This window comes from Klebsiella sp. Shm-1, assembly GCF_040804525.1.
Taxonomy (GTDB): domain Bacteria; phylum Pseudomonadota; class Gammaproteobacteria; order Enterobacterales; family Enterobacteriaceae; genus Klebsiella; species Klebsiella pneumoniae.
On record NZ_CP161823.1, the window covers coordinates 3,136,281 to 3,160,811 of the forward strand.

The following is a 24,531-nucleotide window of genomic DNA, read 5'->3' on the forward strand; positions in this document are numbered from 1 at the left end:
CTGGTCTACATTTGCCGGTCTGCACAAAAAAACGTACAGAAATCAGCGGTCACGCACAAAATAGAGTGGGAAATGGTTCAGAAAGGAAAAGACAAACTCATGACCGGAAGATCATTACTCAGAGAGCGTATCGCCCGACTCCGGGCCGGGCGATAGCGGTGGGGATTTACAGCAGCGCTTTCGCTTTAGCAACCACGTTATCGACGGTGAAGCCGTACTCCTCGAACAGCTGCTCAGCCGGCGCAGACTCACCGAAGGTGGTCATGCCAACGATAGCGCCGTTCAGGCCAACGTATTTGAACCAGTAGTCAGCGATACCCGCTTCCACGGCAACGCGCGCGGTCACGGCTTTCGGCAGTACGGATTCGCGATAAGCCGCATCCTGCTTGTCGAACGCGTCGGTGGACGGCATGGAAACCACGCGCGCCTTCACGCCTTCGGCAGTCAGTTTGTCCCATGCGGCAACCGCCAGCTCCACTTCGGAACCGGTGGCGATGAAGATCAGCTCCGGCTGGCCGGCGCACTCTTTCAGCACATAACCGCCGCGGGCCACGGTCGCCAGCTGCTCTGCGGTACGCTCCTGCTGCGCCAGGTTCTGACGGGAGAGGATCAGCGCGGTCGGGCCGTCCTGACGCTCCACGCCATATTTCCACGCAATCGCGGATTCAACCTGGTCACACGGACGCCAGGTGGATATGTTCGGGGTCACGCGCAGGGAAGCCACCTGCTCTACCGGCTGGTGAGTCGGGCCGTCTTCGCCCAGACCGATCGAGTCGTGGGTGTAGACCATTACCTGACGCTGTTTCATCAGCGCGGCCATACGTACCGCATTACGCGCGTATTCCACGAACATCAGGAAGGTGGAGGTGTACGGCAGGAAGCCGCCGTGCAGCGCGATACCGTTGGCGATAGCGGTCATACCGAACTCGCGCACGCCGTAGTGGATGTAGTTCCCGGCAGCGTCTTCGTTGATCGGCTTAGAGCCGGACCACAGGGTCAGGTTGGACGGCGCGAGATCTGCGGAGCCGCCGAGGAATTCCGGCAGCAGCGGGCCGAAGGCTTCGATGGCGTTCTGCGAGGCTTTACGGCTGGCGATTTTCGCCGGGTTGGCCTGCAGCTTCGCGATGAACTCGTTAGCTTTCGCGTCGAAGTCAGACGGCATCTCGCCTTTCATACGGCGGGTGAATTCGGCTGCTTCCTGCGGGAAGGCTTTGGCGTAAGCCGCAAACTTCTCGTTCCACGCCGCTTCTTTCGCCTGGCCGGCTTCTTTGGCATCCCACTGGGCATAGATGTCAGACGGGATGTCAAACGGCGCGTGTTTCCAGCCCAGCGCTTCGCGGGTCAGGGCGATTTCGGCGTCGCCCAGCGGCGCGCCGTGGGAGTCGTGGGTACCGGCTTTGTTCGGCGAACCGAAACCGATGATGGTTTTGCACATCAGCAGGGACGGTTTGTCGGTGACCGCCCGCGCTTCTTCTACCGCGCGTTTGATGGCGTCAGCGTCGTGACCGTCCACGCCGCGCACCACGTGCCAGCCGTAGGCTTCAAAGCGTTTGGCGGTATCGTCGGTGAACCAGCCTTCAACGTGGCCGTCGATGGAGATGCCGTTGTCATCATAGAACGCCACCAGTTTACCCAGTTTCAGGGTACCGGCCAGGGAGCACACTTCGTGAGAAATGCCTTCCATCATGCAGCCGTCGCCCATGAAGGCGTAGGTGTAGTGGTCGACGATATCGTGTCCCGGACGGTTGAACTGCGCCGCCAGGGTTTTCTCGGCGATAGCCATCCCGACCGCGTTAGCGATACCCTGGCCCAGCGGACCGGTGGTGGTTTCCACGCCTGCGGTGTAGCCGACTTCCGGGTGACCCGGGGTTTTGGAGTGCAGCTGGCGGAAGTTTTTCAGCTCGGATATCGGCAGATCGTAGCCAGTGAGGTGCAGCAGGCTGTAAATCAGCATCGAACCATGGCCATTTGACAACACAAAACGGTCACGGTCAGCCCAGGCCGGATTGTTCGGGTTATGGTTCAGGAAATCACGCCACAGCACTTCGGCAATGTCAGCCATACCCATCGGGGCCCCCGGGTGGCCGGATTTGGCTTTCTGTACCGCGTCCATGCTCAGGGCGCGCAGCGCGTTGGCGCATTGGCAGCGAATGGTTTTTGTCGTCTTCATCAGTCTTTATCCCTGCGGCTTACAGCATCTGCTGAATCTGTTGTTCCAGTTTCACCTGATCGACAGCAAACAGTCGGATCCCTTCCGCTAGTTTTTCCACTGCCATGGGATCCTGATGATGCTGCCAGAGGAACTCCGCCTGCGTCATCGGGCTGGGACGGGTTTCCGTCACGCAGCCGGGGGTCAACTGGCGGGTCAACACTCCTTCACTGGCCGCCAGCTCGTCCAGCAGTGCCGGAGAGATAGTCAGGCGATCGCAGCCCGCCAGCGCCTGGATCTGCTCAATACGACGGAAGCTAGCGCCCATTACCACCGTGTCATAGCCATGGGATTTGTAATACTGATAAATCTGGCGCACAGAGACCACGCCCGGATCGCTGTCCACCTGATAGGCTGACTGCGGCTGGTGCTTCTGATACCAGTCGTAGATGCGGCCCACAAAGGGCGAGATGAGAAAGACGCCCGCTTCGGCGCACGCCCGGGCCTGAGCGAAAGAGAACAGCAGCGTCAGGTTGCAGTTTATACCGCTCTGCTCCAACTCTTCGGCAGCGCGAATGCCCTCCCAGGTGGCGGCGAGTTTAATTAGAATCCGCTCGGGACCAATGCCATTTTTTTCATATAACTGGATGAGCTTGCGCGCCTTCGCGACGCACATCCCGCGATCCCAGGCAAAGCGAGCATCCACTTCGGTGGAGATACGCCCGGGCACATGGCGCAGCACCTCGCTGCCGATATCCACTGCCACCTGATCGCAGGCGTTAATCAATTGCGTTTCTGCGCTGCCTCCCTGGCGGCGTGCCTTGCCAATCGCATCGGCAATCAGCGGCTGATACTGCGGCAGCTGCGCGGCCTTCAGCACCAGCGAGGGGTTGGTGGTCGCATCCTGGGGTGCAAACTTTTTAATCGATTCAATATCGCCGGTATCAGCAACAACCGTGGTGTATTTTTTCAGTTCGTCTAACTGGCTCATCATCTGTTCCTTATCTTACGACTGCGGAGATTAATCTCTGGCATGCTGGTGTTCGTAATAATCAATACGTTCCACTTTGGGCGCGGATCCGCCGCCCTCATATTCGGACTCAAGCCACGCCTGAATAATTTTTTTGCCCAGCTCAGCGCCAATCACCCGCGCGCCAAGGGTAATAATCTGCGCGTTGTTACTTTTACGCGCTCGCTCGGCGGAGAAGGTATCGTGACACTGTGCGGCGCGGACCCCGGGGACTTTATTGGCCACAATACTCATCCCAATGCCGGTACCGCAGATCAGGATCCCACGCTCGTGTTCGCCCTGTTTAATCGACATCGCCACCGCATGGGCAACATCCGGATAAACGGTACTCCCCTGGCGTTTATCGCTGCTGTAATCCGCGACGTTAATTCCCAACCCATTCAAATAAGCGACGATGGCATCGCGAAAAGCATAGGCGGCATCATCCGCACCAATAGCGATTGTTTTCATGGTTATTTCCTTAATTTAACAGTACGTCTTAATGACAATTCGGGTAAAACGAAATTTGGTCGCCAGGCTGAATAATTTGTGGTGGTTCGCCGTAAAGGTGTACCGTCCCGGGTAATTCAGCGATATCTGCGCCATCAAAATTTAGCGTGATATGGCCAAGCTGTCGTAAATTTGCCGTTGCCACACGGCCTACCGCGGTCACCCGATAATTTTTATCATTTAATTTCATTTGCTGACCAGGCGATAACTCGGCGGTCAGTTCGCTGGCCTGGTGTACAGCGCAATAACTCGCAATATCGTCGGGAACGGCATCGGAGAATAAAATAAGCCGCAGCTCCCGCAGAGAGTACTCAACATATTCCCCGACGGCGGTAATCCGTAATGAATACAACGGCACGCTCATACTATTTGTGTCCTTTGGCGGCAGGGGAAGATAATGTCACGCTCTCTTCACTTTTCACCTCTTTCAGCGGTTCAGCGGCTGGCGCACGCTTTTTCAGCCGTTTATCAAACCAGGCGACCAGTATCGGCGCGGTGATCATGGTGATAATGCTCGCCGTCGCCAGCTGCGCGGTAGCGGCATCCACGTACATCGCCAGCGAATGATCCGCCTGGGCAACCATCGCCGGCGTCAGCGCCGAGCTGGCGGCGGTGGTTCCCAGCGCGGCGCCCAGCGCGCTTTTCTTCTTCAAAAACAGGTTGTAGATAAAGTAGAACACAATCCCGGTTAGCGCGGAGATAATCCCCAACAGGATCCCGGACAGCCCGGCGGTGAACACCGTATTGATACTGGAGTTGGCGCCGATGGCGAACGACATAATAATGATCACCAGCGGCTGCGCCGCAGCGCATAACTGTTTAAAGCGTTCGTCCAGATTGCCCCACAGCATGCCAATCAGCAGTGGGATCAGCATCGACAGCAGCGCGGCGAAGGGAATATTGGCCAGGCCGCTGACGCCCAGCACCATCATGGTAACAAACGGACCATCCTTGATGCAGAATACGGAGATCGCCCCGGCATCACTGGCATCGCCATAGTTGCTGCACAATGCGATATAGAGGGAGCTGTTCGAGCTGGTCAGGCAGGCAATCAGCGCCAGGGTCGATATTCCGAGAAAACCGCTCGGGCCAAACAACGTTCCCGCAACCCATACCGCCAGTGCCCCGGCCAGACATTTGAGAAACAGCAGCACGGCGCCTTTATAGAGCGGCAACCCGGCCTGACGGATATTGATCGAGGTTCCGCAAATGAGCAAAAATATGCCCATCATGGCGCTGGAACCGACTTTAAATAAGGCGGTGGTCGGGCCGCCAATGCTGAGCACCTGGGGCGCGAAAGTATTAATTAATATAGCCACCAGCAGTGGAATAATAATTAACCCACCGGGCACCTTATTCATTTTTTCAAGTATATTAATATTCATAGGGTAACTCTTAAATTAAGATTTAACAGAGATAACGACGCAATACTACCCTGACGACCATTACGTCGTTTATTAGTTATTAGATTACTGGGTTATTGCTGTGCTTCCTGATAAATTCGGTCAACAATGATGCTAATAATATCTTCCGGTCCGGTTAGCCCTCCTTTCCCGACGCAAATTAAGCCGGCATAATCGCCGCCAATGATCCGCACCATATCGGTTTGCGGGATGACATAGTCAATCATTTCTATTCCGGTGGCGCCCAGCTCTTTTAGTACATTGACCATGGTGTCACCACCGGTCATATACAATCCTTTAATTTCACCCGACGCACAGTTAAGCACCTCGCGCACAATACTGCCCAATCCGTGGTTAATATTTTGCGCAGCCTCACCGTAGGCCAGACCAAATCGCTGCTCCTCTTCCTGAAGGTTTAGCAACCGTCCGGTCAAGGCGGACTCAAAAACAAAGAGCGCGTTGTGCTGCGCCGGAACGCACTGTCGGGCATGCTGCACCACGCGATTGACTTCAATCTCAGCGGCGTTTTTTCGGTCAACCAACAGCTCGGCATCCACCGGGATATGGCAGACCCGGGCATCATTAGCGATCAAATACTGGAGCTGTTTTTTGGTTACTGGCGTTGCGCTGCCGGCAACGATCAAAATCGAGCCGCGCTGGCCGTCCGCTGTCAGGCTCGCGGGCGCGCTGCTCCGCGCTTCGCGCATCAGGCCGCGACGAACCGCCAGCCGTTCGGTAAAGGGCCCCGGATCGACGGCCAGCACGTTCCAGTTCAGGGCCACTACCGCCCCGGCGATGGCATCGACATCGTCGACGGTTATCGCATCGACCACTATCACCCGCACGCCGCGCTGTTGTTGTTCCTGTAAATCCTGCTGGATTTGCCCTTCGCCTTTCATCACCGATGTCAGCGCGATATGCCCGACCTGATGATGGGTCTGCGCCGCCAACAGTCCCGGCACCCACGACTCGGTGACCGGGGTACGTACATCGCGAGCCACATCGGTCCGCGACAGGGCTACCGAATCAATCACCGAGTAACCGCCGACGAGAATACGCCGTGACTGCGGCATCGCCGGCACCACAACCGCCACCGTCTCCTGCGGCAGTTGTTCCAGCATGGCGTCGATTTCAAATCCGATGCCGCCGCGCAGCGTGGTATCAATCCGCTTGGTGAAGTAATGCGCGCCGCGAGCCTGCAGCTGTTTCACCGCAGCGCTCACTTTGTGCTGGGCCTCCGCTTTCGGCAATGGGCGGCTGTCGCTGCTGACCACCATCGCCGGATACTCTACCTCATTGCGGGCGAAGGATTCGGTATCGAAAAACGCGGCGGTTTTTAAACCACTGCGCGCCAGCAGCACCCCGACGGTAGTTGCCCCGGTCAGATCGTCAGCCACGATCCCAAGCTTTCCGCCTTCCCCTTGCGGCCAGACCATCTCAATGCAGGCTGGCGTCACGCCGGAGACGTAGATCCCTTCGTGTATAAATTCCGCCAGCGGGCCGCTTTTACCGGTGGGATGCAGGTTAATGGTGGGAATTCCCCGCTTCGGATAGAGTCCGCAGCGCAACGTGCCGCCGCAGTCGATGACCATTAAACCAATCTCTTCCGCCGGCGGTTCGCCATTCTTGAATACATCAATGGAAGGCCAGCCGGTCAGTTCGCTCAGGCGGTCGACGACCGGGGGACGGATCCCCCCGGTGATGTACGCAATCTTTTTCCCCTGACCTGGCGTGATAGTCAGCGGCCCGCCCCAGCCCTTACAGCCCTTGCTAATCAACAGATGTTTTTCCATTTCTCTGTCCTCGTGATTCGCATGAACCTCAGCGATTATTGATGCTTCATTTTCCAGTAACGGGCCGCCACCAGCGTCGACTCCAGCATACTGACGGTACCCGCCTTACCGGTACCGGCGATATCAAACGCCGTCCCATGGTCGACGGAGCTGCGCATAAACGGCAGGCCGAAGGTAATGGTGATCGAACGTTCAAAGTCGAGGGTTTTGCAGGCAATATGCCCCTGATCGTGATACAGCGAGAGAATGGCGTCGTAGCGCCCCTGTTTGCCGAGATGGAACACGGAATCGGCCGGAACCGGCCCGATAGCGTTGATCCCCATCTCCTGGGCCGCTTTCACCGCCGGGATCAGATTGTCAGCCTCTTCGTGACCAAACAGACCATTGTCGGAACCATGCGGGTTCAGGGCGGCCACGGCAATGCGCGGATTTTTGATGTTCAGGGCGGTAAATTCATGGTGGATCTGCTGAACGCAGGCCAGCACTCGCGCTTTGTTGGCATAGTCACAGGCTGCTTTTAGCGCCATATGACGGCTCACGAAGAAGACGCGCAGGTTGTGGACGTGGAACATGGTCAGACCGTAATCAGATTGGGTTTCCACCTGATAGATTTCGGTATGGCCCGGGAGCTTACATCCTGCCAGCTTGATGGCTTCCTTATGAATTGGTGCAGTAGAGACCACGTCGATCAGCCCCGCTTTGCCCAGCTCGATCGACTTCATCACATAGTCCAGCGACATTTGCCCCGCCAGTTTCTGCACCTTGCCCCATTCGATACTGTCGCAATCGTAGTCGCCAGTTTCCAGAACATCCAACGTCCCCCAGCTAAAACGGGCCTCCTGCGGATGGGCAATTTTATGGATAGCAAAATCGCAGCCCATGATTTTCATCGCCCGGCTGATAATCGGTACCGAGCCGATCAGGAACGGTTTGCACTCGTCATACACGCTTTTGTCCATCATGGTGGCCACGGTGATCTCCGGGCCGATCCCTGCCGGATCGCCAATGGTAATCGCCACAACGGGTTTTTTCTCTGCTGACATCATGCGCCTCTCATTTTTTCAGTTGATTGTTCATATGTTCAATACCAAATCATATGCTCAAAACATTACCTGATGAATGAGCCGCCATGAGTGATGAAGATCACATAAAAAAATTCATAGATTTTTTTCATCGAAAAATGTGATCTAACATATGTTCATACAGTGATAAAAAGTTCAACCTCAATACAGGGTATGGCCCCGTTTCTGGCAAGCATTTGATTTTATTAAGAGGAGAAGCAATGATGACCCCGATATGGTTAGGAACCAGCTGGAAAATGAACAAGCCGCTGTCCCAGGCCATGGCCTGGTGCGAAACGCTGGCAGCGCGGATGCCGGAGGGCTGTCACCCTGCTATTCAGCCCTTCGTCATTCCCCCCTTCACCGCGATCCAACCCGTCAGCCATTTTCTGCAAACGCATCAGTTACCGCTTCTGACCGGCGCGCAGAATATGCATGAAGCGGATCAGGGCGCCTGGACCGGGGAAATCTCGGCGGCCATGTTGGCAGAAACCGGCGCCACGCTTGTTGAGCTGGGACATTCAGAACGACGCGCCGCCTTTAATGAAAGCGATGCCGCGATTAATCGAAAAGTGCATAGCGCCTTAGGTCATGGCCTGCGCCCGCTGATCTGTATTGGCGATAGCGCCGAGGAGAAACGCTGGCAGGTGTCGCGTGAAAGCGTGGTGCGGCAGATGAAGATCGCCCTGTATGGCCTGAGCCACCAGCAGGCGCTGCGGACCCTGATTGCGTATGAACCGGTGTGGGCCATTGGCGAACATGGTACGCCCGCCTCACCGCAGGAGGCGGGTGTCATTCATCAGGCGCTACGTCAGGCGCTTTGCGAGCGGTTTGGTCACGAGACGGGAACCCGTATCCCGCTGCTCTATGGCGGCAGCGTAACGCTGCAAAACGCGGTGGAATTGCTGCGCCAGCAGGAGATCAATGGGTTGTTTATCGGCCGCGCGGCCTGGGACGCGCAAGGCTATTGCGACATTGTTCAACGCGTTACACAGGAATTTATTTTGCAGGCGCAGTAATATAAAAGGGACACCAGAGATGGAAATTCCAGGCCATGATTGAACAAGACTCAGATTACGCCCTGCTCACTGAAATTGCGGTGGCTTATTACGATCAGGAACAAACGCAGGAAGAGATCGCCAAACGATTCGGCATTTCGCGTATCAAAGTCGGGCGCCTGCTGAAAAAAGCGCGCCAGGAAGGGATTGTTGAGATCAGCGTCAAATACCATCCGGTCTTCAGCTCCCAGATTGAGCAGCAGTTTATTTCGCACTTTGGCATTAAGCGCGCGCTAATTGCCCTGGATCACCATGATGAAGATGAACAGCGCCAGCAGGTGGCGGCCCTGGTCAGTAACTACCTTGCCGGGGTGTTAAAAAACGATATGACCGTCACCGTTGGTCAGGGGCGCAATGTGGCCGCGGTGGCGAATCACGTTGGCGTGTTTCCTGAGCGCCACTGCCGCTTTATCTGCGGCATCGGCGGAACCAAGCGTGACAATCAGCTGATTGACGCCGACCACATCAGCCGGAATCTGGCGCGCAAATTTAACGGCTTCAGCGAAACGCTTTACGCCCCGGCCTATGTGGAAACCCCGGAGCTGCGCGCGGCCTTTATGCAAAACCGCCTGATTAAGGCCACGCTCGAACAGGCCAGCAAAGCTGACGTGGCGATCATCGGCCTCGGCGATATGAATGAAAACAGCTTTATGGTGCAGCTCGGCTGGTTTACGCCGCAGGAAATTGCCACCGCGCGTCAGGAACAGGGGGTGGTGGGCGATCTGGCGGGGTACAGCTTTTTCAATATTCAGGGCAAACCCGTCGATACGGTGATGAATGACCGGGTCATTGGCTTAAGTCTCGAACAGCTGCGGGCCATTCCCTGCGTCATCGCTATCGCCTCCGAAAGTACGAAAGCGACGGCGATCCTGGGGGCATTACGCACCGGGGTTATCGATGTGCTGGCTACCAGCGCCTCGAACGCCCGTTCGGTCATTAATATGCAAAAGGCGCTATAAATAAGCCACGGCGCAGGCGGCGGATCAGCGTTGACCGCCGTCGCGCTGGCCTTTGCCCTTCCCTTTTTCGGCTCGCCGCTGCACAAAATCTTCAATGATGCCGACAACCCAGTTGAGAGGTTTCCACAGCACCACCAGCAGCAGCAACGGGCCGTATATTCGCACACCGCCCGTCGCGACCTGACCGGTCAACAGCAGGGCTAAGATATCCAGCAGCAGGCACAACGCGCTGCCAGTGCCGAGGAACAGACATAGCAGGAAGAGGATAGGTCGGCTATCGACATGTAGCGGTAAAGCGCGCTGGCTCCAGACGCCAACGATAATGGCCGCGATCAACATGATCGCTTCGATAACCAGCGGATTATGCATGGTCTGACTCCTGTCATGACGTGACATCCTTGTCAGCAGCGCTGCCGGCGGCCGTGGGCTGCGCCCTGGCTACCGGCAGGCTGCTTCAGTTTACAGCGCGTTTTCCTGCAGCAGCTTATCGATAAAGGCGGGTACCACTTCGCTTGCCAGCCCGTAGTGCTTCTCGGCAAACTCGCTGCCCACCTGGCTGGGCTCCAGGTTCAGTTCAACGGTATGGGCGCCGTGCAGTCGCGCCTCGTGCACAAAGCCAGCCGCCGGATAGACATGGCCGGAGGTGCCGATGGCGATAAAAATATCTGCGTCGGCCAGCGCGCTGTAGATCTCATCCATCCCCAGCGGCATTTCGCCAAACCAGACCACGTGCGGACGCAGCGCCGCCGGGAACTGGCAGCAGTGGCACTTGTCCTCGGCGGTGACGTCGCCGGTCCACTCCAGCACCTGGCCGCTCCACGAACAGCGCACCTTTAGCAGCTCGCCGTGCATATGGATCACCCGGCGGTTGCCGGCGCGCTCGTGCAGATTATCAATATTCTGGGTGACCAGCAGAAAATGGTCGCCCAGCAGATCCTCCAGACGCGCCAGCGCCAGATGCGCCGCGTTCGGCGCGATTTCCGGACTCTGCAGCTGACGACGACGGGCGTTGTAGAACGCCTGCACCAGCGCCGGATCGCGGGCGAAGCCTTCCGGCGTCGCCACATCTTCCACCCGATGCTCTTCCCACAGGCCATCGGCCGCGCGGAAGGTTTTGATCCCCGACTCTGCCGAGATGCCCGCGCCGGTTAACACCACCACTCTCGGTTTTGCCATCGCTTCAGACTTCATCCTGTCCTCCCTAAAGAAAATCCGCTGACGCAGACGGTCACGCAACCGACGTTTATTGCGACGAAAACGGCTCAATCGATGTAAACGGCGCGACTGCATAGCTACCTCTGTGATTAATGGGTCAGGTGAAGGAAGGCCGCACCGCGCATTCCCCCGGCATCGCCGTGGCGCGCGCGCTCAATGCGCGGAACCCTGGCGACCGGCAGAAGATGGCGCGGCAATCGTTGCGCCAGCCCTTCGCTAATGGCCGTAAAGTTAGATAATCCACCGCCGAGCACCAGCAAATCCGGGTCGACAATGGTCAGTATATTCCCCAGACACACCGCCAGCAGATCGAGATAGCGCTCAACGTGCGCCTGCGCGCGCGGATCGTGCTGCTGCCACTGCGCCACAATCTCCGGCGAGGAGAGCGGTTGCTGATAAAAATGTTCGTACAGCCAGGCGAAACCGCGACCGGAGAGATAATTTTCAATACAGCCCAGCTGGCCGCAGCCGCAGCGCAGCAGCGGAAAATCGCGCCCAACCACCTCCAGGGCATCCACCGGCAGGCGAATATGACCGAACTCGCCGGTGATATAGCTATGTCCGGTAATCGATTTACCGTTCAACACCAGGCCGCCGCCCACGCCGGTGCCGAGGATCAATCCCATCACCAGCGGGTATTGCGTAAACTCATCGTCCCACGCTTCCGACAGCGCGAAACAGTTGGCGTCATTATCGAGACGCACATCGCGCCCCAACCGCGCGCTGAGGTCAGCGCGCAGCGGCCGGCCGCTGGCGGCTGGCACGTTAGCGGCATACAGCGTGCCGTCCGCCGTTTCCGGCATTCCCGGAATACCGATCCCCACCGAACCCTGCTGGTCGAAGCGCTCATCGGCCTCGCGGACCAGCGCCTCTACCGCCTGGAGAAAATCCTCATAACTACTTTTCGGCGTGGCGACGCGTTTTTCCCACTGCAGTCGCCGCTCCTGATTAAATACGCCCAGCGCTATCTTGCTGCCGCCAATGTCAAATCCATAATACATTTCAGCAATTCCTCTTGTGTCGTCAGCCAGGCCGACGATGACGATAAATTACTGGCCACTCAGCACCCTCGCCGGGTCGATGCGGCTGGCGCGGCGGGCGGGATACCAGCTGGCCAGCAAACTCAGCAACAGTGCTGTCACCAGCACATAAAAGACGTCCAGCCAGTGCAATTCTGACGGCAGGAAGTCAATAAAATAGATGTCGCCGGAGAGGAATTTATGCCCAATCAGGTATTCGATGCCGTTGATGATCGACGTCAGGTTCAACGCGCAGATCACGCCGATCACCACCCCAAACAGGCTGCCTACCGATCCGGCTAATAAACCATACCACACGAAAATCGCGCGAATTAAGCCGTCTTTTGCGCCAAGCGTGCGCAGCACCGCAATATCGCCGCTTTTGTCTTTGACCGCCATCACCAGCGTCGAGACGATGTTAAAGCAGGCCACGCCGATCACCAGCACCATCGCCAGGTACATAATGGCGCGGATCATCTGGATGTCGCGATACATATAGCCATAGGTGCCGATCCAGCTCTTGATGTAGACGTAGCTGTTGGTCACCTCGCCGGCGTCGCGTACCAACTTGTTAGCATGGAAAACGTCGGTGACCTTGATGGCGATGCCGGTCACGCTGCTGCCCATCTCCAGATACTGCTGCGCATCCTGCATCGGGATCATGGCAAAACTATGATCGAGCTGGCCGCTCAGCTGTAAAATTCCGGTCACATGCAGCCTGACGCGTTTTGGCTGCAGCAGCTGATGGTCGGCGTCGGCATTAGGGATCATGATCGACACCCAGTCCCCCTGCTTCACGTGCAGGGCATCGGCGACCCCTTTGCCCAGGATCACCTGCTGTTCGCCAGCCTTGAATCCGGCCCACGCGTTATTCTGCACAAAGGTAGGCAGCGCGCTGAGCTGGCTCTCCTGCTGCGGGTCGACGCCTTTCACCTGGATGGCGCGCATATTGCTGCCGCTCTCCACCAGGCCGGTGAAGTTAATATAGGGCGCTGCCGCGACAATCCCCTTCACCTTCTGCACCTTCGCCAGCGCTTCCTGCCAGTTATTCCACGGCTGATTCACGGGTTCGATTTCGCCGTGCGGTACCACCGCCAGCACGCGGTTATTCAGCTCGCGCTCAAAGCCGTTCATCGCGCTGAGGCCGACGATCAGCACCGCCACCCCCAGCGCAATGCCGATGGTGGAGATCACCGAGATCAGCGACACCATGCCGCCGCGCCGCCGGCCGCGGCTGAAACGCAATGCAATCAGTAACGATAACGGAGACGCCATTACTCGGCCCCCATCAGGGTCAGGTCGGCGGTCAGACGGCCATCGCGCATCTCCAGCTGGCGGCTCATGCGCTTCGCCAGCTGCAGGTCGTGGGTCACCACCAGAAACGCGGTGCGCTGCGCGACGTTCAGTTCGCCCAGCAGCTGGAAGATGCTGTCGGCGTTGCGAGCGTCGAGGTTACCGGTTGGCTCGTCCGCCAGCACCAGCCGCGGTTTATTCACCAGCGCGCGGGCAATCGCCACCCGCTGGCGCTCGCCGCCGGAGAGCTCCGACGGACGGTGATGGCTGCGGTGTTCAAGCCCGACCGCCTGCAGCATCGCTTTCGCCTGGCGTTCAATATCCGCCGGCTTCTTTTTGCCAATCAGCAGCGGCATCGCCACGTTTTCCAGTGCGCTAAAGTCCGGCAGCAGATGGTGGAACTGATAGATAAAGCCCAGCTCGCGGTTACGCAGGTCGGCGCGCGCGGCGGTGGATAGCTTGCTCATCGGCTGACCGGAGAAAATCACGTCGCCAGAGGTGGGCGTATCCAGGCCGCCGAGCAGATGCAGCAGCGTACTTTTGCCAGAGCCGGAGGTGCCGACGATAGCCATCATCTCGCCTTCACCAATGCTGAAGCTGACATTGTGCAGGACATCGGTTTGCACATTGCCTTCCTGATAGCGTTTGCACAGGTTGTCGCATTGCAGCAGGATCTTATTCATAACGTAAAGCCTCAGCGGGTTGGGTGGCGGCAGCGCGCCAGGAAGGGTACAACGTAGACAACAGGGCCAGCACCATCGCCACCAGGGCGATAACAATGACCTGCAGCGGCTCAATCGCCACCGGCAGCGCCGCGCCGTCAAGGAAGGCGCCGATGATCGGCATTAAATTATTCAGCTGGCTGGCCAACAGGGCGCCAAGCACCGCTCCCAGCAGCGCGCCGACGATCCCGGCGCTGGCCCCCTGCACCATAAAGACGGCCATAATCTGCCGCGGCGTCAGCCCCTGGGTCTGGAGGATCGCCACTTCGCCCTGCTTCTCCATCACCATCATCCCCAGCGAGGTAATAATGTTGAAGGCCGCGACGGCGACGATCAGGCTCAGCAGCAGGCCCATCATATTTTTCTCCATGCGCACCGCCTGGAACAGTTCGCCCTTGCGCTCGCGCCAGTCCTGCCACTGAGTTCCCGGCGGCAGCGTCTGCTGACTCAGGGTGTCGACCTGCAGCGGTTGATCCAGCCACAGGCGCCAGCCGGTGATATTCCCCAGCGGATAGCGCATCAGACGGGAGGCGTCGTCGATGTTGGTCAGCATCTGATAACCATCGACTTCGCTGTTGGCGGCGAAGGTGCCGATGACCGTGAACAGACGCTGGCTCGGCACGCGGCCCATCGGCGTAAACTGACTCGCGGAAGGAACCATCACGCGAATTTTATCGCCGCGATTAACCCCCAGCTGGCCCGCCAGCTGCTCGCCGAGAATAACGTTATATTTGCCCGCCTGCAGATCGCTCTGTTTGACGTTCACCAGGTATGGAGTCAGAGGATCGTTCTGCGCCGGATCAATGCCCAGCATAACCCCGACCGCCACGCTGCGCGCGCTCTGCAGCACCACGTCGCCGGTGGTGATCGGCGCTACGCGGGTTACCCCATTAAGTTTCGCTTCGCGCTCCGGCAGTTGCTGAGGGTTCACCGACCCCTGTTTGGCGCTAAGAATGGCCTGTGGCATCAGCCCCAGGATGTTGTTTTGCAGCTCGCGTTCAAAGCCGTTCATCACCGACAGGACTGTCACCAGCGCCATTACGCCAAGCGTAATACCGATAGTTGAGAGCCAGGAGACGAAACGACCGAAGCGGTCGGCTGCGCGCCCGCGCATATAGCGTAGGCCGATAAAGAGTGCGGCAGGTTGGTACATGTCATCCATCTGGTTGCTGATAGCCGATGCCCGAGTATATAAGCGATTAGGGGCAGCGTAAACGACTGATACATGACGACTTTATTAGCAATAAACCTAAAAACCAAGTAAATACAAACGGATAGATAAGTACTTACTTATTTATCTTTACGCTTATCGACAGCGCTGACCTTTCTTCACCCAATACGCGATGGCAATTCGGGTTGGCGAATCCAGACCAATCGCGGATAATCTCACTATTGAATATCAGCGAGTTGCCCTCCATATCGGCAGAGCGAATCCCTAAGAGATCATGAAACCGTCTATGCCTGAACAATATCGATACTCATTGCCGGTCAAAGCCGGCGATCAGCGCCAGCTTGGCGAGTTGACCGGCGCAGCCTGCGCCACTTTGGTGGCGGAGATGGCCGAACGCCACAGCGGCCCGGTGGTGCTGGTGGCGCCTGACATGCAAAACGCGCTGCGTCTGAACGACGAGATCAGGCAGTTCACCGACAGCATGGTGATGGGGTTGGCGGACTGGGAAACGCTCCCTTACGACAGCTTCTCGCCGCATCAGGACATCATCTCCTCCCGTCTTGCCACCCTTTACCAGTTACCCACCATGCAGCGCGGCGTGCTGATCGTCCCGGTCAGCACCCTGATGCAGCGCGTCTGTCCGCACAGCTTCCTTCACGGCCACGCGCTGGTGATGAAAAAGGGTCAGCGCCTGTCGCGCGATGCGCTGCGCGATCAGCTGGAGGGGGCCGGCTACCGCCATGTCGATCAGGTGATGGAGCACGGCGAATATGCTACCCGCGGCGCGCTGCTCGACCTGTTCCCGATGGGTAGCGACCAGCCCTACCGCCTCGATTTCTTTGACGATGAAATCGACAGCCTGCGCCTGTTCGACGTTGACAGCCAGCGCACGCTGGAGGAAGTGGCGGCCATTAACCTGCTGCCGGCGCACGAATTCCCCACCGATCAGACCGCTATTGAGCTGTTCCGCAGCCAGTGGCGCGACCGCTTTGAGGTGAAGCGCGATGCCGAACACATCTATCAGCAGGTCAGTAAAGGGACGCTACCTGCCGGTATCGAATACTGGCAACCGCTGTTCTTCAGCGAGCCGCTGCCGCCGTTATTCAGCTATTTCCCGGCCAGCACGCTGATCGTCAACACCGGCGATCTCGAGGCCAGCGCGGAGCGATTCCAGAATGAAGCCCGCGCCCGCTTTGAAAACCGCGGCGTCGACCCGATGCGCCCGCTCCTGCCGCCTGAGCTGCTGTGGCTGCGCAGCGATGAGCTATTCAGCGAACTGAAAAAATGGCCGCGCGTGCAGCTGAAAACCGAGCGTCTGGCGGACAAAGCGGCGAATACTAATCTCGGCTACCAGACGCTGCCGGACCTCGCCGTCCAGGCGCAGAACAAAGCGCCGCTGGATAATCTGCGCCGCTTCCTCGAGTCCTTTACCGGTCCGGTGATCTTCTCGGTGGAAAGCGAAGGCCGCCGTGAAGCGCTGAGCGAAATGCTGGCGCGGATTAAAGTTGCGCCAAAACATGTGCTGCGTCTGGAGGAAGCCACCGGCAACGGCCGCTATCTGATGATTGGCGCTGCTGAGCACGGGTTTATCGACAGCCAGCGCGGCCTGGCGCTGATTTGCGAGAGCGACCTGCTCGGCGAGCGGGTGGCGCGCCGTCGTCAGGATTCGCGACGCACCATTAACCCTGACACTCTGATTCGCAACCTCGCCGAACTGCATATCGGCCAGCCGGTCGTTCACCTGGAACACGGCGTGGGCCGCTACGCGGGCATGACTACCCTGGAAGCCGGCGGCATCACCGGCGAATATCTGATGCTGACCTACGCCAACGATGCCAAGCTATACGTTCCGGTATCGTCCCTGCATCTTATCAGCCGCTACGCCGGCGGGGCGGAAGAAAACGCCCCCCTGCACAAGCTGGGCGGCGATGCCTGGACCCGGGCGCGACAAAAAGCGGCTGAGAAAGTACGCGACGTGGCGGCCGAGCTGCTGGATATCTACGCCCAGCGCGCGGCGAAGGCGGGTTTTGCCTTTAAACACGACCGCGAACAGTATCAGCTGTTCTGCGACGGTTTCCCATTTGAAACCACGCCGGATCAGGCGCACGCGATCAACGCCGTCCTCAGCGATATGTGCCAGCCGCTGGCCATGGACCGCCTGGTGTGCGGCGATGTGGGCTTCGGCAAGACCGAAGTGGCCATGCGCGCCGCCTTCCTCGCCGTGGAGAACCACAAGCAGGTGGCGGTGCTGGTGCCGACCACCCTGCTGGCTCAGCAGCACTATGACAATTTCCGCGATCGTTTCGCCAACTGGCCGGTACGCATCGAAATGCTCTCCCGCTTCCGCAGCGCTAAAGAGCAGGCGCAGATCCTCGAGCAGGCCGCGGAAGGCAAAATCGATATCTTGATCGGCACCCACAAGCTGCTGCAGAGCGAGGTGAAGCTGCGCGATCTCGGGCTGCTGATCGTCGACGAAGAGCACCGGTTTGGCGTGCGGCATAAAGAGCGTATCAAAGCGATGCGCGCTGATGTCGATATCCTGACCCTCACCGCCACGCCGATCCCGCGGACGCTGAACATGGCGATGAGCGGGATGCGCGATCTGTCGATCATCGCCACGCCGCCGGCGCGACGCCTGGCGGTGAAGACCTTCGTTCGCGAATATGACGCCCTGGTGGTGCGCGAGGCGATCCTGCGCGAAACGCTGCGCGGCGGCCAGGTCTACTATCTGTTTAATGACGTTGAGAACATCCAGAAAGCCGCCGACAAGCTGGCGGAGCTGGTGCCGGAGGCGCGGATCGCCATCGGTCACGGTCAGATGAGGGAGCGCGAACTGGAGCGGGTGATGAATGACTTCCATCATCAACGCTTCAATGTGCTGGTGTGCACCACCATCATCGAAACCGGGATCGACATTCCCACCGCCAACACCATCATCATCGAGCGCGCCGACCATTTTGGCCTCGCCCAGCTGCACCAGCTGCGCGGCCGCGTTGGCCGTTCGCATCACCAGGCCTATGCCTGGCTGCTGACGCCGCATCCGAAAGCGATGACCACCGATGCGCAAAAGCGCCTCGAGGCCATTGCGTCGCTGGAAGATCTCGGCGCCGGCTTTGCGCTGGCAACCCACGATCTGGAGATTCGCGGGGCCGGGGAACTGCTTGGGGAAGATCAGAGCGGTCAGATGGAAACCATCGGTTTCTCCCTGTATATGGAGTTGCTGGAGAACGCAGTCGATGCGTTGAAAGCCGGGCGTGAACCCTCGCTGGAAGATCTCACCAGTCAGCAGACGGAGGTTGAACTGCGCATGCCTTCCCTGCTGCCTGATGATTTCATCCCTGACGTCAATACGCGCCTGTCATTCTATAAGCGTATTGCCAGCGCCAAAAACGAACAGGATCTGGAGGAGATCAAAGTCGAGCTGATCGATCGTTTTGGCCGCCTGCCCGATGCCGCCCGCAACCTGCTGGATATCGCCCGTCTGCGTCAGCAGGCGCAGAAACTGGGGATCCGCAAACTGGAAAGCAACGAAAAAGGCGGCGTGATCGAATTTAACGAGAAAAACAACGTCAATCCGGTGTGGTTGATCGGCCTGCTGCAGAAGCAGCCCCAGCACTTCCGCCTGGACGGTCCCACGCGCCTGAAATTCATGCAGGACCTGGAAGAGCGTAAAACGCGGATGGACTGGGTTCGCCAGTTTATGCGCCAACTGGAAGAGAACGCCGTCGCCTGACTGGCAGGAGATACGGCCCCGCTGCCGTATCTCCCTTCCCACATATCTGGCAATCTTTACAAACATTTTGCAATCCGCCTGGATTTCCCCACACAGACTCACGCCATAATCTCATCTGCTTTTCGTATAAAAATAACCACTTACATATTTTGGAGTTATGGTAATGAGAAACCGTTTCCCCGTGACGCTTTGGCTGACGCTAGTCGCGTTAGTCGCCGCGCTGGCCCTGCCCGCGCGCGCTAACACCTGGCCCCTTCCCCCGCCGGGCAGCCGGCTGGTGGGTCAGAATCAGTTTCATGTGGTACAGGATGACGGCGGTTCGCTGGAAGCGATTGCCAAGAAGTACAATGTCGGCTTCCTGGCCCTGCTGCAGGCCAATCCCGGGGTTGACCCCTATGTTCCGCGCGCCGGCAGCGTGCTGACCATCCCCCTGCAGACGCTGCTGCCCGATGCGCCGCGCGAAGGGCTGGTGATTAACCTCGCCGAACTGCGCCTCTACTATTACCCGCCGGGCAAGAATGAAGTGACCGTCTACCCAATCGGCATCGGCCAGCTGGGTGGAACCACCATCACACCGACGATGGTCACAACCGTGTCCGACAAACGGGTCAATCCGACCTGGACACCTACCGCCAACATTCGCGCGCGCTACAAGGCTATGGGGATTGAGCTGCCGGCGGTAGTGCCTGCTGGTCCTGACAATCCGATGGGCCATCACGCCATCCGCCTCGCCGCCTATGGCGGAGTCTATCTCCTGCACGGCACCAATGCCGATTTCGGCATCGGTATGCGCGTCAGTTCCGGCTGCATTCGTCTGCGCGATAACGATATCAAGGCGCTGTACAACACTATCTCGCCGGGCACGAAGGTGAACATTATCAACACGCCGATCAAGGCGTCGGTTGAGCCGGATGGCCGCCGTCTGGTTGAGGTCCATCAGCCGCTGTCTGAGCATATCGATGACGACCCGCAGACCCTGCCCATTACGCTTAATGCGGCCATGACTGCGTTCAAACAGGCGCCGCAGACCGACGGGACGGTGATGGAGCGCGCGATGAATTACCGCTCGGGCATGCCGATTGACGTCACCCGTCATGCTGACCCAGGACCGCAGTCGTTGTAGTCTTACGCTGCACAAAACAAAAAACCCGCCTGATGGCGGGTTTTTTGTTGGCAAGGGTCAAACAGGGGTACAACAGGGTCTTACTCATCGCTGTCCGGTGAAGGGGGCCGGGCAGCGACGCATCGGGCTTACTTGTAGATAACGGCGGTACCGTGAAGGGTATTCGGACCGGTTACCGAAGTAATACGGTATGAAGTGGCGCCCATCTCATCCGCTTTCTGCGCCAGCTGGTCTTCCAGCGAGCCCAGGTTAGTCCCGGCAGAAGCAGAGATAGTGCCTACTTTATGCTGTCCTGCAGGGGTGGACTGCACCTCTACAGCGGCAAAGCTGGCGAAAGAAAGGGAACTTAAAACGGCGGCAATAGCCAGAGTATTAACGGTTTTCATGATTATTATACCTGTGCAGATGAATTTTATAGTAGGGTCGCAAGCATTAACTTAACGATCGATAGGTAAATAATAATGTGATCTATATCACACGTCAATGCATTTTTATAACGATCGTTTAACTATTTATAAAATGCTTAAATTTCATACATATATGAATTATTTATTTTTAAACCGACAGCGCTGGCCCCGGCGATCGTTTATTTTTATAATGGCCTTTCACCAAACCAACATAGGTACAACGGCACCATGACAACTGACGTTCAAAGTTGCGCCAAAAAAAGCCGTGGCCGACCGAAGGTGTTCGACAGGGATGCGGCGCTGGACAAAGCCATGACACTCTTCTGGCAGCACGGCTATGAGGCGACCTCGCTCGCCGATCTGGTCGAGGCGACAGGAGCAAAAGCCCCCACCCTGTATGCGGAATTTGTGAATAAAGAAGGCCTATTCCGCGCAGTGTTGGATCGTTACATTTCGCGCTTTGCCGCGAAGCACGAAGCCGTGCTGTTTGCCGAGGGAAAATCCGTCGATCGCGCGTTGCGTGACTACTTCACGGCGGTCGCCACCTGCTTTACCAGCAAAGAGACGCCGGCCGGCTGCTTTATCATCAATACCTCCGCCGCGCTGGCCGCCTCCTCGACGGACATCGCCAATACCATCAAATCCCGCCATGCGATGCAGGAGCAGGCGCTAACCCAGTTTCTGCAGCAGCGGCAGGCGCAGGGCGAACTGCCCGCGGGCCGCGATGTCGCGCAGCTGGCGCAATTTCTTAACTGCGTTCTGCAGGGGATGTCGATTAGCGCCCGGGAAGGCGCGGATTTCGACAAGCTGATGCAAATCACCGACACCACTCTCCGTCTCTGGCCGCAGGTCCTCGAGTCCTGATGCGCCCTGCTTCCGGCGGTATTCTGCCGCCGGATCCGCTCTCCTGTTGGCTTTATCCCCACAAAATAGATTGATTTTTATTACCTTTTCTCGCGCAAGATAAACGCAAATGATATTGATTGCGATATTCATTATGTGCAAAATCCTTTTTTGAGTTTTTCCAGATGTTTCGCATTGTAACGAATACCGGCCGACGCCGGCCCATAACAACGACAAAGCAACTTGCTCATAAAAGGAATGGATATGAAAAAGCGCCTCTGGGTGCTCCACCCTCTGCTGCTGGCCAGCACGCTGCCTGCGCTGGCGGCTCAGTCTGATGAAGACAGCATCATCGTTAGCGCAAACCGCACCCATCGCACCGTGGCCGAAATGGCCCAAACCACCTGGGTCATTGAGGGCCAGGAGATTGAGCAGCAGGTCCAGGGCGGGAAAGAGTTCAAAGACGTGCTGGCGCAGCTGATCCCCGGCATCGACGTCAGCAGCCAGGGGCGGACCAACTATGGGATGAACATGCGCGGGCGCGCAATCGTCGTGCTGATTGACGGCGTCCGGCTCAACTCCTCACGCACCGACAGCCGCCAGCTCGACGCCATCGATCCATTCAACATCGAACATATCGAAGTGATCTCCGGAGCGACCTCGCTGTACGGCGGGGGCAGTACCGGCGGGCTTATCAACATCGTTACCAAAAAGGGGCAGCAGGATCGTCAGGTCGATCTTGAGGTGGGCAGCAAGAGCGGTTTTGCGAACAGCAACGATCATGATGAGCGCGTCGCGGCGGCCGTCAGCGGCGGAACAGACCACGCATCCGGCCGCTTGTCGGTAGCCTATCAGCGTTTCGGCGGCTGGTACGACGGCAATAACGATGCGCTGATCCTCGATAATACCCAAACGGGGCTCCAGCACTCTGACCGCCTCGACGTGATGGGGACGGGGACAATTGAGATCGATGATAACCGCCAGCTGCAGCTGGTCACCCAGTATTATAAAAGCCAGGGCGATGATGACTACGGTCTGTGGCTCGGGAAGAACATGTCCGCGGTCACCAGCGGCGGCAAAGCGTATACCACCGACGGGCTCAATTCCGACCGTATCCCCGGCACCGAACGCCATCTGATCAGCCTCCAGTACTCCGATGCCGACTTTTTCGGCCAGAATCTGGTGAGCCAGGTGTACTATCGCGATGAGTCCCTCACCTTCTATCCGTTCCCGACGCTCACGAAAGGTCAGGTCAGTAGCTTCTCCTCGTCGCAGCAGGATACCGATCAGTATGGGGCCAAGCTGACCCTCAACAGCCAACCGCTGGCGGGGTGGGATCTCACCTGGGGTCTCGACGCCGATCATGAGACCTTTAATGCCAACCAAATGTTCTTCGATCTGCCACAATCGATGGCCTCCGGCGGGTTGCACAACGAATCGATCTACACAACCGGCCGCTACCCGGGATACAGTATTTCCAATGTCGCGCCATTCCTGCAATCCAGCTACGATCTGAACGATATCTTTACCGTCAGCGGCGGGGTACGCTACCAGTGGACCGAAAACCGGGTCGACGACTTTGTCGGCTACGCCCAGCAGCAGGATATCGCCAACGGCAAAGCGCGCTCCGCCGACGCCATCAAAGGCGGCAAAACCGATTATGACAATTTCCTGTTTAACGCCGGGATCGTGGCCCACCTGACCGAGCGTCAACAAACCTGGTTTAACTTCTCGCAGGGTGTCGAGCTACCGGACCCTGGTAAATACTATGGCATCGGTAAATATGGCGCTGCGGTGAATGGTCATCTGCCGCTGATCTCCAGCGTCAACGTCGATGACTCGCCGCTGCAGGGGATCAAAGTTAACTCGTACGAGCTGGGCTGGCGCTACACTGGCGATAACCTGCGCACCCAGCTGGCGGCGTACTACTCGACCTCGGATAAGACCATTGTCGTCAACCGCACCGACATGACCATCGACGTTCAGTCCGACAAACGGCGTATTTACGGCGTTGAGGGGGCGGTCGACTACTTTATTCCGGATAGCGACTGGAGCGTCGGCGGTAACTTCAACGTGCTGAAATCCCAGGTGCAGACCGACGGCCGCTGGCAAAAATGGGACGTCACCCTCGCCTCGCCGTCTAAAGCCACCGCCTGGGTGGGCTGGGCGCCGGATCCGTGGAGCCTGCGCGTGCAGAGTCAGCAGGTATTTGACCTCAGCGATGCCGCCGGTAACAAGCTGGAAGGCTATAACACCGTCGATTTTATCGGTAGTTACGCGCTGCCGGTGGGGAAACTGACCTTCAGTATCGAAAACCTGCTTAACGAAGACTATGTCACTATCTGGGGCCAGCGCGCGCCGCTGCTCTACAGCCCAACCTACGGCAGTTCATCGCTGTATGAGTACAAAGGTCGTGGCCGCACCTTTGGTCTGAACTATGCCTTAACCTTCTGATAAAAAAAGCCCCTCAGCCTGAGCGATTGAGGGGCTAATCACTACACAAATCTGTTTTTAGATTTTGTTGTTCAGGACCAGCTGGCCGTTGTTGTCCAGCGGGATCTGGCTGCCGGGATCGTGATCCATGCGGATTTTCCCCTGCTGATCGCCTATCTTATAGGTCACATCGTAGCCGAGCATTTTATCGGATTTGTCATACACCGTTTTGCAGCGCTGCTGGGTGGTGGTGTAGGTATCGTTGTCCTGCATCGCGCCCTGGATCTGGTTGCCTGCATAGCCGCCGCCCAGCGCACCTACAACCGTCGCCACGCTGCGTCCGTGACCGCCGCCAAACTGGTGGCCAATCACCCCGCCCGCCACCGCGCCCAGCACCGAACCGGCGATGCGGTTTTCATCCTGTACCGGACGACGATGAGTCACCGTGACATTGCGGCATTCCTGACGCGGCGTTTTCACGGTTTCTTTAATCGGTGTACTGGAGACCACTTGCGCATACTGCGGGCCGCGATCCAACACGTTGAGACCAGCGACAGCTGCAACGCCCAGCGCGGCAGCCACGCCTATCCCTATACCCGCCAACATAGATTTATTCACGGGAGTTCCTCC

At 57.9% G+C, this 24,531-nt stretch carries 24 protein-coding genes; 7 read left to right on the forward strand and 17 right to left on the reverse strand.

Features of this window, described 5'->3' with window-relative positions; all coding sequences use genetic code 11:
* Positions 1-166 precede the first annotated feature (166 nt).
* The 7 genes from tkt to pdxA form a co-directional block, all read right to left on the reverse strand.
* Positions 167-2,170 (reverse strand): transketolase, encoded by a 2,004-nt coding sequence (gene tkt, locus AB1E37_RS15515; RefSeq protein ID WP_032447475.1) that lies wholly within the window; start codon positions 2,168-2,170, stop codon positions 167-169.
* Between the two features lie 19 nt (positions 2,171-2,189).
* Positions 2,190-3,140: a transaldolase gene (tal, locus tag AB1E37_RS15520; RefSeq protein ID WP_004147958.1), complete on the reverse strand. Its 951-nt coding sequence runs from the start codon at positions 3,138-3,140 to the stop codon at positions 2,190-2,192.
* A 30-nt stretch (positions 3,141-3,170) separates the two neighbouring features.
* Positions 3,171-3,629: a ribose 5-phosphate isomerase B gene (gene rpiB / locus AB1E37_RS15525; RefSeq protein WP_004140598.1), complete on the reverse strand. Its 459-nt coding sequence runs from the start codon at positions 3,627-3,629 to the stop codon at positions 3,171-3,173.
* Between the two features lie 28 nt (positions 3,630-3,657).
* Positions 3,658-4,032 carry a PTS glucitol/sorbitol transporter subunit IIA gene (locus AB1E37_RS15530; protein WP_004140600.1) on the reverse strand — a complete coding sequence of 125 codons (375 nt, stop codon included), beginning with the start codon at positions 4,030-4,032 and terminating at the stop codon, positions 3,658-3,660.
* 1 nt (position 4,033) lies between these two features.
* Entirely contained in the window at positions 4,034-5,053 is a 1,020-nt protein-coding gene (locus AB1E37_RS15535; protein WP_004190951.1) for a 2-keto-3-deoxygluconate permease, read from the reverse strand.
* Between the two features lie 92 nt (positions 5,054-5,145).
* A complete protein-coding gene (locus AB1E37_RS15540; protein WP_023286236.1) occupies positions 5,146-6,864 on the reverse strand; it encodes a four-carbon acid sugar kinase family protein in 1,719 nt (572 codons plus the stop codon).
* Between the two features lie 35 nt (positions 6,865-6,899).
* Positions 6,900-7,907 carry a 4-hydroxythreonine-4-phosphate dehydrogenase PdxA gene (pdxA, locus tag AB1E37_RS15545; protein ID WP_004179336.1) on the reverse strand — a complete coding sequence of 336 codons (1,008 nt, stop codon included), beginning with the start codon at positions 7,905-7,907 and terminating at the stop codon, positions 6,900-6,902.
* A gap of 242 nt (positions 7,908-8,149) precedes the next feature.
* Between pdxA and AB1E37_RS15550 the strand changes: the two genes are divergently transcribed.
* Positions 8,150-8,944: a triose-phosphate isomerase gene (locus AB1E37_RS15550; RefSeq protein WP_004211823.1), complete on the forward strand. Its 795-nt coding sequence runs from the start codon at positions 8,150-8,152 to the stop codon at positions 8,942-8,944.
* Between the two features lie 35 nt (positions 8,945-8,979).
* On the forward strand, positions 8,980-9,942 hold the full coding sequence (locus AB1E37_RS15555; RefSeq protein WP_004140612.1) for a sugar-binding transcriptional regulator: 963 nt from the start codon (positions 8,980-8,982) through the stop codon (positions 9,940-9,942).
* Positions 9,943-9,966: 24 nt separating this feature from the next.
* Here AB1E37_RS15555 and AB1E37_RS15560 read toward each other — a convergent pair whose 3' ends face one another.
* The 7 genes from AB1E37_RS15560 to AB1E37_RS15590 all read right to left on the reverse strand — a co-directional run bounded on the left by AB1E37_RS15560 (position 9,967) and on the right by AB1E37_RS15590 (position 15,609).
* Positions 9,967-10,311, reverse strand: a complete 345-nt coding sequence (locus tag AB1E37_RS15560) for a hypothetical protein (protein ID WP_020805063.1) — start codon at positions 10,309-10,311, stop codon at positions 9,967-9,969.
* Between the two features lie 90 nt (positions 10,312-10,401).
* Positions 10,402-11,232, reverse strand: coding sequence for a Sir2 family NAD+-dependent deacetylase (cobB, locus tag AB1E37_RS15565; protein ID WP_032447474.1), 831 nt, complete (start codon positions 11,230-11,232; stop codon positions 10,402-10,404).
* A 14-nt stretch (positions 11,233-11,246) separates the two neighbouring features.
* Positions 11,247-12,158, reverse strand: coding sequence for an N-acetylglucosamine kinase (gene nagK, locus AB1E37_RS15570; RefSeq protein WP_004140619.1), 912 nt, complete (start codon positions 12,156-12,158; stop codon positions 11,247-11,249).
* Positions 12,159-12,206: 48 nt separating this feature from the next.
* Positions 12,207-13,451: a lipoprotein-releasing ABC transporter permease subunit LolE gene (lolE, locus tag AB1E37_RS15575; protein ID WP_002900801.1), complete on the reverse strand. Its 1,245-nt coding sequence runs from the start codon at positions 13,449-13,451 to the stop codon at positions 12,207-12,209.
* Positions 13,451-14,152: a lipoprotein-releasing ABC transporter ATP-binding protein LolD gene (lolD, locus tag AB1E37_RS15580; RefSeq protein WP_002900798.1), complete on the reverse strand. Its 702-nt coding sequence runs from the start codon at positions 14,150-14,152 to the stop codon at positions 13,451-13,453. Before lolD ends, lolE begins: the two co-directional genes overlap by 1 nt.
* Positions 14,145-15,344 carry a lipoprotein-releasing ABC transporter permease subunit LolC gene (gene lolC / locus AB1E37_RS15585; RefSeq protein ID WP_002900795.1) on the reverse strand — a complete coding sequence of 400 codons (1,200 nt, stop codon included), beginning with the start codon at positions 15,342-15,344 and terminating at the stop codon, positions 14,145-14,147. Before lolC ends, lolD begins: the two co-directional genes overlap by 8 nt.
* A 133-nt stretch (positions 15,345-15,477) precedes the next feature.
* A complete protein-coding gene (locus AB1E37_RS15590; RefSeq protein WP_004140630.1) occupies positions 15,478-15,609 on the reverse strand; it encodes a hypothetical protein in 132 nt (43 codons plus the stop codon).
* 39 nt (positions 15,610-15,648) lie between these two features.
* Here AB1E37_RS15590 and mfd point away from each other — a divergent pair, with 39 nt between their 5' ends.
* Complete coding sequence (mfd, locus tag AB1E37_RS15595) at positions 15,649-19,095, forward strand: transcription-repair coupling factor (protein WP_032447473.1); 3,447 nt, start codon at positions 15,649-15,651, stop codon at positions 19,093-19,095.
* 163 nt (positions 19,096-19,258) lie between these two features.
* Positions 19,259-20,218, forward strand: a complete 960-nt coding sequence (locus tag AB1E37_RS15600; RefSeq protein WP_029884467.1) for a L,D-transpeptidase family protein — start codon at positions 19,259-19,261, stop codon at positions 20,216-20,218.
* A 128-nt stretch (positions 20,219-20,346) separates the two neighbouring features.
* On the opposite strand, the gene bhsA is transcribed toward AB1E37_RS15600, so the two are convergent.
* Positions 20,347-20,604 carry a multiple stress resistance protein BhsA gene (bhsA, locus tag AB1E37_RS15605; RefSeq protein WP_002900788.1) on the reverse strand — a complete coding sequence of 86 codons (258 nt, stop codon included), beginning with the start codon at positions 20,602-20,604 and terminating at the stop codon, positions 20,347-20,349.
* Between the two features lie 97 nt (positions 20,605-20,701).
* Between bhsA and AB1E37_RS15610 the strand changes: the two genes are divergently transcribed.
* Entirely contained in the window at positions 20,702-20,857 is a 156-nt protein-coding gene (locus AB1E37_RS15610; RefSeq protein ID WP_004147941.1) for a hypothetical protein, read from the forward strand.
* The gene (locus tag AB1E37_RS15615) at positions 20,854-21,489 is read left to right on the forward strand and encodes a TetR/AcrR family transcriptional regulator (protein ID WP_004140640.1); all 636 of its coding nucleotides are present in this window, start codon (positions 20,854-20,856) and stop codon (positions 21,487-21,489) included. The genes AB1E37_RS15610 and AB1E37_RS15615 overlap by 4 nt, the downstream gene beginning before the upstream one ends.
* Before the next feature lie 52 nt (positions 21,490-21,541).
* Here the strand turns inward: AB1E37_RS15615 and AB1E37_RS15620 are convergent, their stop codons facing one another.
* A complete protein-coding gene (locus AB1E37_RS15620) occupies positions 21,542-21,664 on the reverse strand; it encodes a hypothetical protein (protein WP_004140642.1) in 123 nt (40 codons plus the stop codon).
* Positions 21,665-21,732: 68 nt separating this feature from the next.
* On the opposite strand from AB1E37_RS15620, the gene AB1E37_RS15625 reads away from it, so the two are divergent.
* Positions 21,733-23,922 (forward strand): TonB-dependent siderophore receptor, encoded by a 2,190-nt coding sequence (locus tag AB1E37_RS15625; RefSeq protein ID WP_004150817.1) that lies wholly within the window; start codon positions 21,733-21,735, stop codon positions 23,920-23,922.
* A gap of 57 nt (positions 23,923-23,979) precedes the next feature.
* Here AB1E37_RS15625 and AB1E37_RS15630 read toward each other — a convergent pair whose 3' ends face one another.
* The gene (locus AB1E37_RS15630) at positions 23,980-24,519 is read right to left on the reverse strand and encodes a glycine zipper 2TM domain-containing protein (protein WP_002900781.1); all 540 of its coding nucleotides are present in this window, start codon (positions 24,517-24,519) and stop codon (positions 23,980-23,982) included.
* Positions 24,520-24,531 lie beyond the last annotated feature (12 nt).

What these genes read in the sequence shown, in the direction of transcription:
- tkt (WP_032447475.1), bottom strand. Translation starts at nt 2,170, where the DNA reads ATGAAGACGACAAAAACCATTCGCTGCCAATGCGCCAACGCGCTGCGC.
- tal (WP_004147958.1), bottom strand. Translation starts at nt 3,140, where the DNA reads ATGAGCCAGTTAGACGAACTGAAAAAATACACCACGGTTGTTGCTGAT.
- rpiB (WP_004140598.1), bottom strand. Translation starts at nt 3,629, where the DNA reads ATGAAAACAATCGCTATTGGTGCGGATGATGCCGCCTATGCTTTTCGC.
- AB1E37_RS15530 (WP_004140600.1), bottom strand. Translation starts at nt 4,032, where the DNA reads ATGAGCGTGCCGTTGTATTCATTACGGATTACCGCCGTCGGGGAATAT.
- AB1E37_RS15535 (WP_004190951.1), bottom strand. Translation starts at nt 5,053, where the DNA reads ATGAATATTAATATACTTGAAAAAATGAATAAGGTGCCCGGTGGGTTA.
- AB1E37_RS15540 (WP_023286236.1), bottom strand. Translation starts at nt 6,864, where the DNA reads ATGGAAAAACATCTGTTGATTAGCAAGGGCTGTAAGGGCTGGGGCGGG.
- pdxA (WP_004179336.1), bottom strand. Translation starts at nt 7,907, where the DNA reads ATGTCAGCAGAGAAAAAACCCGTTGTGGCGATTACCATTGGCGATCCG.
- AB1E37_RS15550 (WP_004211823.1), top strand. Translation starts at nt 8,150, where the DNA reads ATGACCCCGATATGGTTAGGAACCAGCTGGAAAATGAACAAGCCGCTG.
- AB1E37_RS15555 (WP_004140612.1), top strand. Translation starts at nt 8,980, where the DNA reads ATGATTGAACAAGACTCAGATTACGCCCTGCTCACTGAAATTGCGGTG.
- AB1E37_RS15560 (WP_020805063.1), bottom strand. Translation starts at nt 10,311, where the DNA reads ATGCATAATCCGCTGGTTATCGAAGCGATCATGTTGATCGCGGCCATT.
- cobB (WP_032447474.1), bottom strand. Translation starts at nt 11,232, where the DNA reads ATGCAGTCGCGCCGTTTACATCGATTGAGCCGTTTTCGTCGCAATAAA.
- nagK (WP_004140619.1), bottom strand. Translation starts at nt 12,158, where the DNA reads ATGTATTATGGATTTGACATTGGCGGCAGCAAGATAGCGCTGGGCGTA.
- lolE (WP_002900801.1), bottom strand. Translation starts at nt 13,451, where the DNA reads ATGGCGTCTCCGTTATCGTTACTGATTGCATTGCGTTTCAGCCGCGGC.
- lolD (WP_002900798.1), bottom strand. Translation starts at nt 14,152, where the DNA reads ATGAATAAGATCCTGCTGCAATGCGACAACCTGTGCAAACGCTATCAG.
- lolC (WP_002900795.1), bottom strand. Translation starts at nt 15,344, where the DNA reads ATGTACCAACCTGCCGCACTCTTTATCGGCCTACGCTATATGCGCGGG.
- AB1E37_RS15590 (WP_004140630.1), bottom strand. Translation starts at nt 15,609, where the DNA reads ATGGAGGGCAACTCGCTGATATTCAATAGTGAGATTATCCGCGATTGG.
- mfd (WP_032447473.1), top strand. Translation starts at nt 15,649, where the DNA reads ATGCCTGAACAATATCGATACTCATTGCCGGTCAAAGCCGGCGATCAG.
- AB1E37_RS15600 (WP_029884467.1), top strand. Translation starts at nt 19,259, where the DNA reads ATGAGAAACCGTTTCCCCGTGACGCTTTGGCTGACGCTAGTCGCGTTA.
- bhsA (WP_002900788.1), bottom strand. Translation starts at nt 20,604, where the DNA reads ATGAAAACCGTTAATACTCTGGCTATTGCCGCCGTTTTAAGTTCCCTT.
- AB1E37_RS15610 (WP_004147941.1), top strand. Translation starts at nt 20,702, where the DNA reads ATGCATTTTTATAACGATCGTTTAACTATTTATAAAATGCTTAAATTT.
- AB1E37_RS15615 (WP_004140640.1), top strand. Translation starts at nt 20,854, where the DNA reads ATGACAACTGACGTTCAAAGTTGCGCCAAAAAAAGCCGTGGCCGACCG.
- AB1E37_RS15620 (WP_004140642.1), bottom strand. Translation starts at nt 21,664, where the DNA reads ATGCGAAACATCTGGAAAAACTCAAAAAAGGATTTTGCACATAATGAA.
- AB1E37_RS15625 (WP_004150817.1), top strand. Translation starts at nt 21,733, where the DNA reads ATGAAAAAGCGCCTCTGGGTGCTCCACCCTCTGCTGCTGGCCAGCACG.